The following is a 15,866-nucleotide window of genomic DNA, read 5'->3' as shown; positions in this document are numbered from 1 at the left end:
CATTGCGCAAATTTGCACGACGCGCAAGAATTAGGGTGACGAAGGGGCGGGATGTGAAGATCGAGACTCAGGCGATGGGGCACCGGCAGGTGCTGGAGTCGCTGTCCGGACTGCTGCTCGCGCTGTTCGTGGCCATGGTCAGCTCCACGGTGGTGTCCACCGCGCTGCCGCGGATCATCGGCTCGCTGAACGGCACGCAGACGCAGTACACCTGGGTGGTCACGGCCACCCTGCTCACGGCGACGGCCACTACCCCGCTCTGGGGCAGGCTCGCCGACCTGTTCAACAAGAAGACCCTGGTCCAGGCCGCGATCGTGATCTTCGTGGTCGGCTCGCTGCTCGCCGGCTTCGCCCAGGACACCGGGCAGCTCATCGCCGCCCGCGCGTTCCAGGGCCTCGGCGTCGGCGGCCTGCAGGCGCTGGTGCAGGTCGTGATCGCCGCGATCATCCCGCCGCGCGAACGCGGCCGCTACAACGGTTACCTCGGCGCGGTCATGGCCGTCGCCACGGTCGGCGGCCCGCTGCTCGGCGGCCTGATCGTCGACGTGTCGTGGCTCGGCTGGCGCTGGTGCTTCTGGGTCGCCGTGCCGATCGCCGCGCTGGCGTTCGTCGTGCTGCAGGCGACGCTGAAGCTGGAGACCGTGCGGCGCGAGAACGTGAAGATCGACTACCTCGGCGCGACGCTGATCGCGGCGGGCGTGAGCGTGCTGCTGATCTGGGTCTCGTTCGTCGGCAACTCGTTCGACTGGATCTCGTGGCAGACCGGGGCCATGGTCGGCGCCGGGCTCGTGCTCCTCGGGGCCGCCATCGCGGTGGAGCTGCGTGTGAAGGAACCCGTTGTGCCACTGCACATCGTGGTCCAGCGGACACCCGCCCTGGCGATCATCGCGAGCCTCTCGGTGGGCATGGCGATGTTCGGCGGCGCGGTGTTCCTCGGCCAGTACTTCCAGATCGGCCGCGGCTACTCGCCCACCGAGGCGGGCCTGCTGACCATTCCGCTGATGGCGGGCGTGCTGGTGTCGTCCACGATCTCCGGCCGCATGATCAGCCGCACCGGCAAGATCAAGCCGTACATCGTGTCGGGCACGATCATCCTGGTGCTGGGCTTCCTCGGCCTGGGCTTCGTCGACCACGCCACCGCGCTGTGGATCGTCGGCGTCGCGATGGCCGTCGTGGGCATCGGTGTCGGCATGACGATGCAGAACCTCGTGCTGGCGGTGCAGAACAGCGTCCCGCTGAGCGAACTGGGCGCCGCGAGCGCGTCCGTCACGTTCTTCCGCTCGCTGGGCGGCACCATCGGCGTCTCGGTGCTCGGCGCCGTCCTCGCCAACCGCGTCACGGCCGACCTCTCCGCCGCGCTGCACGTGCCGGCGGGCCAGTCGACGGGCAGCACCAGCGCGTTGAACCTCTCCGCCCTGCCGCCCGAGGTCCAGACGATCGTGCACACCGTCTACGGCGACGCGACGGCGCACATCTTCCTGATCTCCGCCGCGGTAGGCGTGATCGGCATCATCGCGGCACTGCTGCTCAAGCCGATCACGTTGCGCACGACGATCGATCTCGAGAAGAAGGAAGCAGACTCAGCGGTCGCGCGATAACCGAGGGGGAACCATGAGCGCCGGCCTGAACAACGCCTTCGAGTCCACAGTGGACTCCTTCGGACCCGCTCCCCTGCCGTCGTCCAGGACCATCCTGGTGGGAATCGACGGCTCCGACACCGCGATGCGCGCGACGGCGTCCGCGTTCGGCCTGGCCCGCCGCCAGGGAGCACGACTGGTCGTCACGTTCGTGGCGTGCCACTCGTCCCTGGCGGCACTGAGCCCCGCCGTCGCCTCCGTCTTCGAGCACGAGGCGACGGCGCGTCTGCACGCCGAGCTGAGCGACCAGGTCCGGTCGTTCGCCGAGGAACTCGACGTGCCGGTGACGTTCGTCAAGGCGTTCGGCGACCCGTGCACGGTGCTGCGCGACTCGGCGGACCAGTGCCAGGCCGACATGGTGATCGTCGGGGCGTCGCAGCAGGCGGGTCACCGGTTCGCGGGGTCGGTGGCGACGCGGCTGATCAAGCTGGGGCACTGGCCGGTGCTCGTGGTGCCCTGACCTGGGCATTGCAGATCTCCTGCAAGGATCCCGCATGGTCGTGACGCGACTCTTCGAGCTGTAGTTCTGAACCACAGCTCAAGGAGTCGCACGACATGCTCAAGACCAGACTGGCCGCCGGGGTCACCGCTCTCGCCGCCGTCGCGGGCGTGGTGTTCGGCGCGGCACCCGCCGCGTCGGCCGCCGACTACCCCTACGCCGACATCGAGATGAGCCATCTCAAGTTCGGCGCGACCTACGTGACCGGCAAGGTCACCTTCTACAACCAGTCGGCGAGCGTCATCGGCACCGGGCACTTCGTCGGCTGCCGCACGCTCTACGCCTGGACCATCGACAAGCAGCCGGGTGACACGGAGAAGGTGCTCGACGTCGGGAGCACCAGCCCCCAGTGCGACAAGGACCACCCCATCAACATCCCGCTGGACGCGAAGATCACCGGTGGCGCCGACCGCGTGCTGCTGGAGCTGCGCGACGGAGCGGGCAAGCCGTTTCCCTCCAGGGTGTTCATGAGGTACGACCTGCGCTGAGGCAGGGGGTCACGCTGATCAGTACTCTCCGTGAGGGGGAGGCTGATCAGCGTGTTGTGCGTGCTGGGCGAGGTGTCCGCGGGAGAGACCGACCTGGGCCCGCCCAAGCAGCGGTGCCTGCTGGCCGCGCTGGCGGTGGACGCCGGACAGGTGGTCCCGGTGGACCGCCTGCTCGACCGGGTCTGGGGAGACGACGTGCCCAGGCGTGGCCGGGAGACGTTGCACAGCCACGTCTCCCGGCTGCGGCAGGTGCTGGCGGGCGGCGAGGTCTCCATCGCGCACCGGGCGGGCGGGTACGTGCTGACCGGGCCGGTCGACCTGCACCGGTCCCGGGAGCTCGGCGCCGCCGGACGGACGGAGTCCCCCGCCGAGGCGGTCCGGCTGCTCACCGAGGCACTGGCGCTGTGGCGCGGCGAGCCGTTGGCGGGCCTGTCCGGCGGCTGGGCCGAGGAGGTACGAGACCGGCTGGACCGGGAACGGCTGGCGCTGACGCACGACCTCGTGGACGCCCGGCTGGGACTGGGGCACGGCGCCCAGCTGGTGGCGGAGCTGGCGGCGCGGGCCGCCGAGCTTCCCCTGGACGAACGGGTGGCCGGCCAGTACCTGCGGGCACTGCACCAGGCGGGGCGCACGGCGGACGCGCTGGAGCACTACCGGCGGGTGCGGGCGTCACTGGTGGCCGAACTCGGCGCGGATCCCGGTGCCGCGCTTCAGGAACTGCACGCCCAGCTGCTCGCCGGAGCGCCCGGGACCGCCAGGGCCGTACCGCGTCAGCTGCCGGCCGCGCCGACGCCGTTCGTGGGACGACGCGAGGAACTGGACCGGCTCGACGCGGCGGTGGCCGGGTCGAACGGCACGGTGGTGATCTCGGCGATCGCGGGTGCGGGCGGCATCGGCAAGACGTGGCTCGCCCTGCACTGGGCGCACGAACGGGCGGCGTCCTTTCCGGACGGACAGCTGTTCGTCGACCTGCTCGGCTTCACCCCGGACAACGCTCCGCTCGACCCGGCCGCGGTGCTGCGCGGGTTCCTCGACGCGCTGGGCGTCGTGGCGGAACAGATCCCGGCCGAGCCGCACGCGCGGGAGGCGTTGTTCCGCAGCCTCGTCGCGGACCGCAGGATGCTGGTGCTGCTGGACAACGCGGCCACCGCCGAGCAGGCCGTGCCGCTGCTGCCCGGCGGCCACACGTGCACGGTGCTGGTCACGAGCCGGCGCGTGATGACGACGTTGATCGCCCGGCACGGCGCACGCCACCTGGACCTGACGGTGCTCGGGGACGCCGACGCCAGAACCCTGCTGGAGCTCCGCCTCGGCGCGTCCCGCCTGGCCGCCGAACCGGACGCGGTGAGCAGCCTGCTGGACTGGTGCCGTGGTTTCCCGCTCGCGCTGGGGTTGCTGGCCGGCCGGGCGCTCACGAACCCCGGCCTGTCGCTGACCCTGCTGGCCGCGGAGCTGCGCGAGTCCGGTTTGGACGCGCTGGACGACAACGATCCCCTGGCCAGCCTGCCCGCCGTGCTCGCCACCTCGCACCGGGCGCTGACCACCGAGCAGCAACGGGTGTTCGGCCTGCTCGCCCTCGCACCCGGCCCGGACATCAGCCTGCCGGCGGCGGCCGGCCTCACGGGACTGAGCGCGGCCGCCACCACACGCGTGCTGCGTGAACTCCAGACGGCTTCGTTGCTCTTCCAGGACGCACGCGGCCGATACGCCATGCACGACCTGATTCGCGGTTATGCGGTCACGACGGCGTTCCCGGACGAGACGGCGTCGCAGCGGTTGACGGACTACTACCTGCACACCCTGTGCGCCGCGACCCTCGCGTTCAACCCCTACCAGTCGATGGTCGACCCGGGGCCGCTGTCCGAAGGCGTGCTGCCCGGCTCGTTCGCCGACTCCGCCGCCGCGCTCCGCTGGCTGGACGCGGAGTACGCCTGCCTGAGCGCGCTCCTGCGCCAGGCGGTGCAGGAGGAACGTCACGAGCTCGTCTGGCAGCTGGTCTGGACCGTGCACCTCTACGTCCACCGGCGAGGTCATCACCAGGAGGACCTGGACATCTGGCGGATGGGGATCGAGGCCACCCGGCACCTGCCGACGGTCGAGGACCGGGTCCGCGCCCACCGCTTCCTCGGCCGTGCCCACGTCCGCGTGGGCATGCTCGACGAGGCGGCACGGGACCTGGAACACGCCATCGCCCTCACCTTGGAGCATGGCCTGATCCGGCAGCAGGCGTACGCGCTCATCGACCTGGCCTGGGTGTGGGAACGCCGCGGCGACGACCACCAGGCGTTGCACCACGCGCGGCAGGCCGTGGCCGTCGCGCGCGAAGGTGACGACGAGCAGCTGGTCGCCAGCGCGCTGAACCTGGTGGGATGGCACGCGGCCAGGGTCGGCGAGTACGACGTCGCCCGCTCCCACTGCGAGGAAGCGCTCCAGGTGCACGTCGCCCACGACTACCGGACCGGGATCGCGACCACGCTCGACAGCCTCGGGTACGTCGACCACCTCACCGGGCGGCACCGCGAGGCGATCACCAGGCACCGTCAGTCGATCACCATGCTGAGGGAGCTCGGCTTCGCCGCCGAGGTGCTCGCCGAGGTCCTCGAACACCTCGGACGGCCGCACGCGGCGCTCGGCGAGCAGGAGCAGGCACGCGTGGCGTGGTCCGAGGCCAGGCAGCTGTACCTCCAGGCGGACCGGATCGCGGACGCCGAGCGGATGCGCGAGCTGATCGAACACCTCGGATGACATCGCAGCGGGCCGTCTCGTCCACATCGCCCCTACCTGCGCGTTGAGCACTCGATCTTTGTGTCAACAACTTGTCTCGTTGTCATAGGTCGGAGCACTGTACGGTACGTCCGGGCGCAGGGATTTCTAAACTTAATTTAGTATTTATTCTTGACGCGATCGGATGGCCGAAGCATGCTTTGGCCACTCGACGACGAGAGGTACGGGTATGCCGAGAACCCTGCTGTCCGTGGCCACCATCGCTTTGGCGCTGCTGGCGCCCACGGCGGTTGCCGCCGCCGCACCGTCCGCCCCGGTCGAACACGCGGGTGTCGACCAAGGCGCGCCCACCTACTACGACTCGGGCATCGCACGCACTCCGTACATGGGGTGGAACTCCTACTTCGCCGTGGGCGCGGCGTCGGAGGAGAAGGTGCTCGGGGTGGCTGACCACCTCGTCAGCAGCGGCCTCGCGAAGGCCGGTTACAACATCGTCTGGATCGACGGCGGGTGGAACGCGAGCCCGCCGCGGGACGGCAAGGGTGCGCTCGTGCCCGACCCGGCGCGGTTCCCGTCCGGGTTCACCAAGCTGGTGGACATGTTGCACGCCAAGGGTTTGAAGGCGGGCATCTACACCGACGCGGGTGCCTGGGACGGCAAGAACTGCGCCGCCGGCAGTGGTGGCGGGTACTACGAGGCGGACGCGAAGCAGTTCGCCGGGTGGAAGTTCGACGCCATCAAGATCGACTTCCTGTGTGGCATCGCGCAGAACATGGACCCGGCCGTCGCCTTCACGCAGTTCTCCGCGGCGGTGCAGAAGGCCGGGCGGAAGATGATCCTCAACCTCTGCAACCCGGTCACCGACGAGTGGGGCGTGCCGCACCGCTGGGACCAGACCGCGTACGTGGCCTACACGTACGGGCCGCGCGTCGGCGACTCGTGGCGCACCAGCACGGACGTCGCGTTCGGCACGCCGTACGAGGGCATCTGGCGCGACGTGCTGCGCAACATGGACCGCAACCTCTACCGGCCCGGCGCGCAGGGTCCCGGTCACTACAACGACCCGGACTACCTGATCCCGATGCGCAAGACGGAGCAGGGCACGTACGAGCTCAACGAGGAGGAGTCGGCCTCGCAGCTCGTCATGTGGTCGGTGATGGCCTCGCCGCTGATCATCGGCTCGGACCCGCGCACGCTGCCGCCGTCGATGATCGAGACGCTGAAGAACCCCGAGATCATCGCGGTCGACCAGGACCCGCTGGCGATCCAGGGCGTGCGCGTCGCCGGTTCGAACAACGTCGACGTCTACAGCAAGGTGTTGTCCGGCAAGGGTGAGCGGGCCGTCGCGGTGCTCAACCGCAACGACCAGCCCGCCGAGTTCACGGTCACCCTCGCCGACACCGGCCTCAAGGGCAGCGTCTCCGTCCGCGACCTGCGTGCCCGCGCCGACCGCGGCACGGCGACCGGCACCTACACCGTCACGGTTCCCGCACACGGCACGGCGTTCCTCAAGCTGCGCGGCGAGACGGCCGTTCCCGGCACCGACGTCGGTGGCGAGACCTCGGCCAGCCCGGCGCTGATCCGCTGGGACGACAGGACGATGGCGACGTTCGCGCGGGACAGGTCCGGACGCCTCACGCAGCGCTCGATGGTCAACGGCGAGTGGCGCAACTGGGTCGTGCTCGGCGGCCCGAAGAACGGCCAGATCCTCGGCCAGCCCTCGGCGTTCGCGAGCCCGGACGGCCGGATCGACCTCTTCGTCCGCGGCACGGACAACGTGGCCTACCAACGGACTTTCGCGAACAACAAGTGGGGCGACTGGACCTCGCTCGGCGGCACGCTGACCGACTCCGTGTCGGTGGCGTTCACCGGACCGGACAGCTGGAGCCTGTTCGGCCGCGGCGCCGACGGCCGGGTGTGGACGCGCGACAAGGCGAACAGCACCTGGACCTCGGTCGGTTCGCCCGGCAACCAGCAGATCTACGGCAGGCCCTCCGCCGCGACGGTCGCGTCCGGCACGTTCGTCACGGTCCGGCTGCAGGACGACTCCGCCTGGTACCGCAGGCGCACCGCGAACGGCTGGTCCGCGTGGACCTCGCTGGGCGGCGTGATCAGCGGTAGCCCGACGGCGGTCGCCAACGGTGACCGCGTGAACGTCTTCGTCCGCGGCAGCGACTACACGCTGTGGCAGCAGGACCTCGTCGACGGCGCGGGCACCTGGTGGACCAAGCGCGACCAGTTCGTGAGCAACGCGCTGACCGGTGCCGTCGGCGGGGCTCCCGGTGCGAACGGCTCGACCTGGGTCGCCGTGCGCGGACCGGACGACGCCGTGCACGTGTCCAGCCTCGACGCCCGCTGATCAGCCCTCCCAACGGAGTCAACGATGACCTCACGTCGCAACTTCCTGAAGGCCGCCGGTGCGATGGGACTGGGCGCCATGGTCCTGCCCACGTTCACCTCGCACGCCGAGCCCTACCGGCCGACCGGCAACCCGCTCACTCCCAACCCGACCACCCTCTGGTACCCCGCTCCCGCCGACGAGGCGAAGATCATCGAGCAGGGTCTGCCGATCGGCAACGGCCGGCTCGGCGCGCTCGTCGGCGGTGGCGTCGAGAAGGACTTCCTGTACCTGACCGACGTCACGTTGTGGACCGGCGAGCTCAACGACACCCTCGAAGGCGACGGCCAGCTGCCGTACGACTCGCACTTCGGCACGTTCTCGATGCTGGCCAAGCTCTACGTCAACGTTCCAGGCCACGCGGGTGCCACGAACTACCGCCGCGAACTCGACCTGAGCAACGGCCTGATCACCACGAAGTACACCTCCGGCGGCAAGCAGTACCGCCGGGAGATCTACTCCAGCCACCCGGACGACGTGGTGATCGTCCGGCTCGTCGGCCCGAACCAGACCGGCACCATCACCCTGGTCGGCGCACATGGCGAACCCGCTGTGGGCGACGCTCCGCACACCGCGGCCGTCTTCACCGGCTCGTTCCCGAACAAGCTGGCGTACAGCGGTGTCGTGACGGCGTTCAGTCCTGATGGAACGGTCGAGGTGGACGGTGCGAACCTGTCGTTCACCGGCTGTTCCGACCTGGTGATCGTGTTCTCCGGCGGCACGAACTACGTCCCGGACGCGTCGGCCGGCTTCATGGACCCGCTGGTCGAGCCCGCCGAGCTCGCGCTGCGGAAGGCGGCGGTGCGCGCCAAGGCCGACGCCCTGCTGCGCACGCACGTCGCGGACTACCGCAAGAAGTACGACCGCCAGAAGGTCGACCTCGGCCGTTCCACCGACGCCCAGCGCGCGATGGACACGTGGACCCGTTTGCAGGCAAGGGCTTCGAACCCCGCGCCCGACCCGGAACTGGAGGCGAGCTACCTCCAGTTCGGCCGCTACCTCGCCATCACGGGCTCGCGCGACAACCTGCCGATCAACCTGCAGGGCCTGTGGCTGTCGAACAACAACCCCGACTGGTACAGCGATTACCACACCGACATCAACATCCAGATGAACTACTGGCTCGCGGACCGGGCCGCGTTGTCGGACACGTTCGACGCGCTCGCGAACTACTGCGTGGCGCAGCTGCCGGCGTGGACGAACACCACGCAGTCGGTGTACCAGGACGAGCGCAACCGGTTCCGCAACAGCAACAACCGCGTGGCCGGGTGGGCGGTCGCCTTCTCCACCAACATCTACGGCGGCAGCGGCTGGTGGTGGCACCCCGGCGGCAACGCGTGGCTGTGCATGTCGTTGTTCGAGCACTACGAGTACACGCTCGACCGCGACTACCTGGCCAAGATCTACCCGTTGCTCAAGGGCGCCTGCGAGTTCTGGGAAGCACGTCTGGTCGAGACGCCGCAGGGTCTGGTGGACGACCACGACTGGTCGCCGGAGCACGGCCCGCAGGACACCCGCGGCAACACCTACAACCAGGAACTGGTGCACCACCTGTTCGGCAAGTACCGCGTCGCGACCGACGTGCTGCGCCGCGACCAGGCTTACGGCCGCAAGATGTCCGGCCTGCGGGACCGGCTGTACCTGCCGGTGGTCAGCCCGAAGACCGGCATGCTGCAGGAGTGGATGTCGCCGGACGACCTCGGCGAGACCACGCACCGGCACCTGTCGCCGCTCGTCGGTTTCTTCCCCGGCGACCGCATCAACCGCGACGACTCCCCCGCCGCGCTGATCGAGGGCGTGAAGCAGCACCTGATCACCCGCGGCATGGAGAGCTTCGGCTGGGGCCTCGCGTGGCGGGCGGCGTGCTGGGCACGACTGAAGGACGCGGCCAGGGCGTACGAGCTGGTGCAGAAGGTGATCCGGCCGTCGATCAACTATGCGAACGGCACGGCGCCGAACTTCTTCGACATGTACAGCTTCGGCGACCGGTCGATCTTCCAGATCGACGCGAACCTGGGCGCTCCGGCGGCCATGCTGGAGATGCTGCTGTACGCCCGGCAGGGCGTGATCGAACTGCTGCCCGCGCTGCCGCCGGCGTGGAAGACCGGCTCGGTCACCGGAATCGGTGCCCGCGGCGGCTTCTCGGTCGACCTGGCGTGGAAGGACGGCAAGGTCACCAGCGCGACGGTCCGCAGCGTCGGCGGCACCGAGACCGAGGTCCGCTTCGGCACCTGGAAGAAGAAGATCAACCTGCGCAAGGGCCAGTCCGTCACGCTTCGGCCGTAGCGCCCAGGTTCGCGGTCACCAGCGTCCTAGGATCGGCTGGTGACCGCGAACCCCGTCGAAGTCAGCTTGACGAGCCCGCGTTCGGCCCTCGTGCAGCGCGTGCTCGCCGGCCTCACGATCACCGCGCTGGCCGGCGGCATGACCGCGGTCGCCGTCTCGGACGAGTCGTGGTGGTCGATCCTGCTGTGGGAACTGGGCATGCTCGTCGTCGTGGTCCTCATGCTGGCGCTCTGGTCGACGGCGGGTGAGTCCGCGAAGGAGACCGCCTCGTTGCGCGCCAAGGGCACCACGGTGGTCGCCGAGGTGCTCGACAGCACCGCGCACGACGACGGCGAGTCCGTCAGCCACGAGCTGACGCTGTGGATCCCGTCGGGTGGCGGATTCCAGGTGTACCACCGGTGTGACCGCTACGAGGGCCAGCAGCACTTCGAGGTCCTGGTCGATCCCGTCGTGCGCACCTGGGCCGTCGTGCACTGAAACCCGCACACGGAGCGTAGCGGCCGTTCTACGATCAGCGAATGACGACGGGCTTTCGCGAGATCGACCTGACGAAGAGGAACTCCGCCCAGTTCCAGCGCTACGGCGCCTTCACGGCGATCTACTGGGCGATGGCGGGCGGCATCGTGGTCGCCCTGTTCTCGGGCCTGTCGTGGTGGGCGATCGTGCTGTGGGAGCTGCTCGCGCTGCTGGTCGTCGGTCTCAGCGTGCTGTGGCTCCGCTCCGTGGACCGTTCCGCGGGGGACGCGCTCCGGCTGTACTGGACGGGGTCCCCCATGACGGGCCTGGTCATGGACGGCACGGTGCACGGCGCCACGGGCGAGCTCACGATCTCCCCGCCCGCTCCCTTGAACATCTTCCTGACGCTGCAACACCAGTGCGACCGCGACAGCTGCGTCAGGATGGCCCGAGACCGGCTCGGGGTGCTTCGTCTGGTGATGGACACCGACAACGGCACGTGGGCCGTCCTGCACTAGAGCGGTGCTGTCGAGTCCCTGACCACCAACGTCGTCGCCAGCTCGATGTGCAACGCCTCCGGCCGATGCCCGTCCAGCATCCGCATCAGCTGCGTGACGGCGATGCTTCCCATCTCCTGCAACGGTTGCCGCACGGTCGTCAGCCGCGGATCGGTCGCCTCCGCCAGGTCGATGTCGTCGAACCCGGCCACCGACAGGTCCTCCGGCACGCGCAGGCCCCGTTCCCGTGCGGCCTGCAACGTGCCGACTGCGACCTTGTCGTTGAAGCAGACGATCGCGGTCGGGCGGGGCTCCAGGGCCAGCAACTCCACCGCGGCCTGCTTGCCGTGCGCGGTCGTGGGTTCCACGTGCCGCAGGCGATCCGGCGTGAGCAGCACGCCCGCCTGGGCGAGGGACGCGCGGTGGCCGGCCAGGCGCGCGTCGCCCGCGAGCCACTCCTCCGGCCCGGCGATCACGGCGATGTCGCGGTGCCCGAGCCCGATGAGGTGGTCCGCGACGGCCCGCGCGCCCGAGAAGTGGGCGGCCGACACGGAGGCGATGTCGGGCAGCGGCAGGACCCGCGGGTCGACCACGACGAACGGGTAGCCCGCCCGGGACAGTGCGACCAGTTCCTCGCCCTCCTCCGGCGGCAGGATGAGGATCGCGGCGTCGACGTCGCTCGTGGCGGGCAACTCGCGCAGTGCGTCGGAGCCCTGCCCTGACTCCCCCGCGTCCAGCAGCACGCGCAGGCCGTGCAGTTTCAGCGTCTCCGCGATCGAGGAGACGATCAGGCCGAAGTAGTCGGTGAGCACGTACGGACAGCGGACGTAGACCGTGCGGGTGCGACGCGGGGTGACGACCTGCCTGCGCCGTTCGACGGCCTGGAGGACCAGGTCACGGGTCCGCTGAGCCACGTTGACGTGATCGTTGAGCACGCGGGAGACGGTCGCGATCGAGACGCCGGTCTCCGCCGCGATGTCCCGCAGGCTCGCGCGTTGTTTCACGTTCTCGATCTTGCGTTCCACGAGGTCACTGTACCGGAACTCGTCCAGACCATTGACGATCGCAACCCCCCGGTGTTTCATCCTGGAAAGCCGGTGTTTCACAGTGATGAAGTCTTGTTACACGTCGTTAGGACGGCAATGAGAACAACCGCGATCGTGGCCCTGGTGGTCGGACTGACCGCCGTGCCGACAGCCGAAGCCTCCAGCGCGCCCCAGGTGCGGGTGTGGGTGACCACGCCGGACCGCGCGGAGCTGATGCACGAACGGCCGCGCGTCACGTTCGGCACCAGCGAGTCGGCGCACCCGACGATCGTGGTCGACCCCGACCGCCGTTACCAGGAGGTCGACGGCTTCGGCGCCTCGATCACGGACTCCTCAGCCGAGGTGCTCGCGGGCCTCTCCCCTGCCGTCCGCGCCGACACCATGCGCAAGCTGTTCGATCCGCGAGACGGCATCGGCGTCAGCTTCCTGCGCCAGCCCGTGGGTTCGTCCGACTTCACGGCGGCCGCGGAGCACTACACCTACGACGACGTACCGGCCGGCCAGACCGACTTCCCGCTCAGGAACTTCAGCATCCGGCACGACGAGGCGAAGATCCTTCCGTTGCTGCGCGAGGCGAAGCGCCTCAACCCGCGCCTGAAGATCATGGCCACGCCGTGGAGCCCGCCGGCGTGGATGAAGGACAACGACTCGCTCGTCGGCGGCAAGCTCAAGGACGACCCGAAGGTCTACGACGCCTACGCGCGCTACCTCGTGAAGTTCGTGCAGGCGTACGCGAGGGCCGGGGTGCCGGTCGACTTCCTGTCCGTGCAGAACGAGCCGCAGAACCGCAAGCCGGACGCCTACCCCGGCACGGACATGCCCGTCGCGGCGCAGATCAAGGTGATCGAGGCACTCGGCCCGAAGCTCAGGCTCGCCGGCCCGCGCACCAAGATCCTGGGCTACGACCACAACTGGGCCACGCACCCCAACGACGGCACGGCGGAAGCCGACTACCCGTACCAGATCCTGAACAGCAAGGCCGCGAAGTGGCTCGCCGGCACCGCCTACCACTGCTACTACGGTGACCCGAGCGCGCAGACCGCGTTGCGCAACGCCTTCCCGGACAAGGGGATCTGGTTCACCGAGTGCTCGGGTTCCAAGGGCGCCACCGACCCGCCCGCCAAGGTCTTCAGCGACACCCTGCGCTGGCACGCCCGCAACGTCGTCCTCGGCACGACCCGCAACTGGGCCCGCAGCGCGGTCAACTGGAACATCGCCCTGGACAGCACCGGCGGCCCGCACAACGGCGGCTGCGGCACGTGCACCGGCCTCGTCACCGTGCAGCCGGACGGTTCCGTGGTCACCGACGCCGAGTACTACACGATCGGCCACCTCTCGAAGTTCGTGAAGCCCGGCGCGCGCAGGATCGCCAGCACGTCGTTCGGCACGACCGGCTGGAACGGCCAGATCATGGACGCCGCGTTCCGCAACCCGGACGGTTCCACGGCTCTGGTGGTGCACAACGAGAACGACGAGCCGCGTTCGTTCGCGGTCAACGTCGGCGACCGCACCTTCGAGTACACCCTGCCCGGTGGCGCGCTGGCGACGTTCACCTGGACCAGCCAGCACAAGAGCAGGCTCGACCTCGTGCCGCTGACCGGCGCCACCGCGTCTCCTGACGGCGCGCTCGCGATCGACGACGACGCGTCGACCCGCTGGTCCAACAGCGGTCCTCAGACTCCCGGCCAGTACCTCCAGGTGGATCTGGGGCGCCGCAAGGACTTCCGCCGAGTCGCGGTCGACTCCGGCGGCAACCTCGGTGACTACGCCCGGAACTGGGAGCTCTCGGTCAGCGACAACGGCACGTCCTGGCGCGCGATCGCCTCGGGTGAAGGCGTCGGCCAGCTGACGAACATCGACGTCCGCCGCACGAGCGCGCGGTACGTCCGCATCACGTCCACCGGTGCTGCGGGCAACTGGTGGAGCATCGCCGATTTCCGTTTGTACAACTGAACAACTGCTGACGGGCGCCCAAACCCCCTGCAAGGAGCGCTGAATGTCAAAGACGACGAAACGCTGGCGCGGCATAGCGATCGCAGCGGCCGTGGTGACGGCGGGAAGCACCCTGGTCTCCCCCTCCGCCACCGCGGCGACCAACGCGAGCGTGTGGCTGACCACCGGTGACAAGGTGAACGCCCTGACCAAACAGGCGGACGTGACGTTCGGCTCGGGTGGCACCGGGTCGACGATCACCGTGAACCCGAACTCCACCTACCAGTCGATGGTGGGCTTCGGCGCGTCGTTCACGGACGCCGCGGCGTGGAACATCTTCAACTCGCCGCGCCGCAACGAGATCATGAACAACCTGTTCAACAAGACCAGCGGCATCGGCATGAGCTTCATCCGCCAGCCGATCGGCGCGTCCGACTTCTCGCGGAACTTCTACACCTATAACGACGGCGCGGCGGACCCGACGCTGTCGCGGTTCTCCACCGCGCACGACAACGCCTACATCCTGCCGCTGCTGCAGCAGGCCAAGCAGCTCAACCCGCAGGTCGCCGTGATGGCGACGCCGTGGAGCGCGCCGGCGTGGATGAAGAACAACAACAGCCTCATCCAGGGATCGTTGAACGACAGCCGCATCGGGGTGTACGCGGACTACCTGGTCAAGTTCGCGCAGGCGTACAAGGCCGCGGGCATCCCGATCGACTACCTGAGCGTGCAGAACGAGCCGAACTTCGAACCGCCGGGCTACCCCGGCATGAGGATGTCGGCGCAGCAACAGGTCAACGTCATCAACACGCTGGTGCCGAAGCTGCGCGCGGCCGGTGAGCAGGCGCGTCTGCTGGGCTACGACCACAACTGGGACGACACGAACTACCCGCAGACCGTGAACAACGGCGCGGGCAACAACGTGATCGGCTCCGCGTGGCACTGCTACGGCGGCAACCCGAGCGGGCAGTCCACCGTGAAGAACAACCAGCCTGGCAAGGACATCTTCTTCACCGAGTGCTCGGGCACGAAGTCCGCGAACGACGCGGCGACGTTCCGCGACACGTTGCGCTGGCAGGGCATCAACCTCGCGATCGGCGCCACGCGCAACCACGCGCGGTCCGTCGCGATCTGGAACATGGCGCTGGACCAGAACAACGGCCCGGTGATCGGCAGCTGCACCAACTGCACCGGTGTCGTCTCGACCATCGGTTCCAACGTCACGTACAACGCCGAGTACTACGTCCTCGGTCACCTGTCGAAGTTCGTGCAGCCCGGCGCGGTCCGCATCGATTCGACCGGCTTCGGCGAGGGCGGCGTGCAGAACGTCGCGTTCCGCAACCCGAACGGTCAGATCGTGCTCGTCGCGCTGAACTCGGGCGGTCAGCAGAACTTCCGCGTCTCCTACAACGGCCAGACGTTCGGCTACAACCTGCCGGCCGGCGCGATGGCGACGTTCACCTGGCCTGGCACGCTCGACCCCGGCCAACCCGGCGGCCGCACCGGCGCCATCACGGGCCTGGGCGGCAAGTGCCTCGACGTCACCGACGGCTCGACCACGAACGGCAACCTCCCGCAGCTGTGGTCCTGCTTCGGCGGCCCGAACCAGACGTGGACGCTGGGCACCGACGGCACGGTGCGGGGCCTGGGCAAGTGCCTCGACGTGACCGGCAACAGCACGGCGGACGGCGCCGCGGTCCAGTTGTGGGACTGCTTCGCCGGACCGAACCAGCGGTGGACGGCCTCGAACGGCACGCTGGTGAACGTCGGCAGCGGCAAGTGCCTCGACGTCATAGGCAACAGCACGGCCGACGGCGCGAAGCTGCAGATCTGGTCCTGTACGGGTGGGGCGAACCAACGGTGGACCGTACCCGCGTAGGTGAGAACGCTTGAGGTCATGCCG

General features: G+C 69.1%; 11 protein-coding genes. 10 read left to right on the top strand and 1 reads right to left on the bottom strand.

From position 1 onward, the window contains the following. Window positions 1-74: 74 nt before the first annotated feature. From ACIQF0_RS08570 to ACIQF0_RS08535, 8 genes are all read left to right on the top strand, one after another. Window positions 75-1,598 (top strand): MDR family MFS transporter, encoded by a 1,524-nt coding sequence (locus tag ACIQF0_RS08570; RefSeq protein WP_401027761.1) that lies wholly within the window; start codon window positions 75-77, stop codon window positions 1,596-1,598. Window positions 1,599-1,611: 13 nt separating this feature from the next. Next, window positions 1,612-2,097, top strand: coding sequence for a universal stress protein (locus ACIQF0_RS08565; protein WP_360029736.1), 486 nt, complete (start codon window positions 1,612-1,614; stop codon window positions 2,095-2,097). Between the two features lie 95 nt (window positions 2,098-2,192). After that, window positions 2,193-2,624: a hypothetical protein gene (locus ACIQF0_RS08560; protein ID WP_401026190.1), complete on the top strand. Its 432-nt coding sequence runs from the start codon at window positions 2,193-2,195 to the stop codon at window positions 2,622-2,624. A 30-nt stretch (window positions 2,625-2,654) separates the two neighbouring features. Further along, window positions 2,655-5,369: a BTAD domain-containing putative transcriptional regulator gene (locus tag ACIQF0_RS08555; RefSeq protein ID WP_401026188.1), complete on the top strand. Its 2,715-nt coding sequence runs from the start codon at window positions 2,655-2,657 to the stop codon at window positions 5,367-5,369. Window positions 5,370-5,577: 208 nt separating this feature from the next. Beyond that, on the top strand, window positions 5,578-7,707 hold the full coding sequence (locus tag ACIQF0_RS08550) for a hypothetical protein (protein ID WP_401026185.1): 2,130 nt from the start codon (window positions 5,578-5,580) through the stop codon (window positions 7,705-7,707). Window positions 7,708-7,731: 24 nt separating this feature from the next. After that, a complete protein-coding gene (locus ACIQF0_RS08545; RefSeq protein ID WP_401026182.1) occupies window positions 7,732-10,032 on the top strand; it encodes a glycosyl hydrolase family 95 catalytic domain-containing protein in 2,301 nt (766 codons plus the stop codon). A 39-nt stretch (window positions 10,033-10,071) separates the two neighbouring features. Further along, a complete protein-coding gene (locus tag ACIQF0_RS08540; protein WP_401026179.1) occupies window positions 10,072-10,509 on the top strand; it encodes a hypothetical protein in 438 nt (145 codons plus the stop codon). 41 nt (window positions 10,510-10,550) lie between these two features. After that, window positions 10,551-11,006 (top strand): hypothetical protein, encoded by a 456-nt coding sequence (locus ACIQF0_RS08535; RefSeq protein ID WP_401026176.1) that lies wholly within the window; start codon window positions 10,551-10,553, stop codon window positions 11,004-11,006. Here the strand turns inward: ACIQF0_RS08535 and ACIQF0_RS08530 are convergent. Further along, window positions 11,003-12,010 (bottom strand): LacI family DNA-binding transcriptional regulator, encoded by a 1,008-nt coding sequence (locus ACIQF0_RS08530; RefSeq protein WP_401026174.1) that lies wholly within the window; start codon window positions 12,008-12,010, stop codon window positions 11,003-11,005. The genes ACIQF0_RS08535 and ACIQF0_RS08530 overlap by 4 nt on opposite strands. A 117-nt stretch (window positions 12,011-12,127) precedes the next feature. On the opposite strand from ACIQF0_RS08530, the gene ACIQF0_RS08525 reads away from it, so the two are divergent. Beyond that, entirely contained in the window at window positions 12,128-13,984 is a 1,857-nt protein-coding gene (locus ACIQF0_RS08525; RefSeq protein WP_401026171.1) for a discoidin domain-containing protein, read from the top strand. A gap of 43 nt (window positions 13,985-14,027) precedes the next feature. Then, window positions 14,028-15,842, top strand: coding sequence for a ricin-type beta-trefoil lectin domain protein (locus tag ACIQF0_RS08520; protein ID WP_401026168.1), 1,815 nt, complete (start codon window positions 14,028-14,030; stop codon window positions 15,840-15,842). Window positions 15,843-15,866 lie beyond the last annotated feature (24 nt).

The organism is Lentzea sp. NPDC092896 (genome assembly GCF_044754905.1).
GTDB lineage: Bacteria > Actinomycetota > Actinomycetes > Mycobacteriales > Pseudonocardiaceae > Lentzea.
This window is presented reverse-complemented; position numbering and strand designations above follow the sequence as displayed.

Excerpts from the sequence above, each read along its gene's own strand:
- ACIQF0_RS08525 (WP_401026171.1), top strand. The coding sequence starts at position 12,128 with ATGAGAACAACCGCGATCGTGGCCCTGGTGGTCGGACTGACCGCCGTG.
- ACIQF0_RS08545 (WP_401026182.1), top strand. The coding sequence starts at position 7,732 with ATGACCTCACGTCGCAACTTCCTGAAGGCCGCCGGTGCGATGGGACTG.
- ACIQF0_RS08535 (WP_401026176.1), top strand. The coding sequence starts at position 10,551 with ATGACGACGGGCTTTCGCGAGATCGACCTGACGAAGAGGAACTCCGCC.
- ACIQF0_RS08570 (WP_401027761.1), top strand. The coding sequence starts at position 75 with ATGGGGCACCGGCAGGTGCTGGAGTCGCTGTCCGGACTGCTGCTCGCG.
- ACIQF0_RS08560 (WP_401026190.1), top strand. The coding sequence starts at position 2,193 with ATGCTCAAGACCAGACTGGCCGCCGGGGTCACCGCTCTCGCCGCCGTC.
- ACIQF0_RS08550 (WP_401026185.1), top strand. The coding sequence starts at position 5,578 with ATGCCGAGAACCCTGCTGTCCGTGGCCACCATCGCTTTGGCGCTGCTG.
- ACIQF0_RS08565 (WP_360029736.1), top strand. The coding sequence starts at position 1,612 with ATGAGCGCCGGCCTGAACAACGCCTTCGAGTCCACAGTGGACTCCTTC.
- ACIQF0_RS08520 (WP_401026168.1), top strand. The coding sequence starts at position 14,028 with ATGTCAAAGACGACGAAACGCTGGCGCGGCATAGCGATCGCAGCGGCC.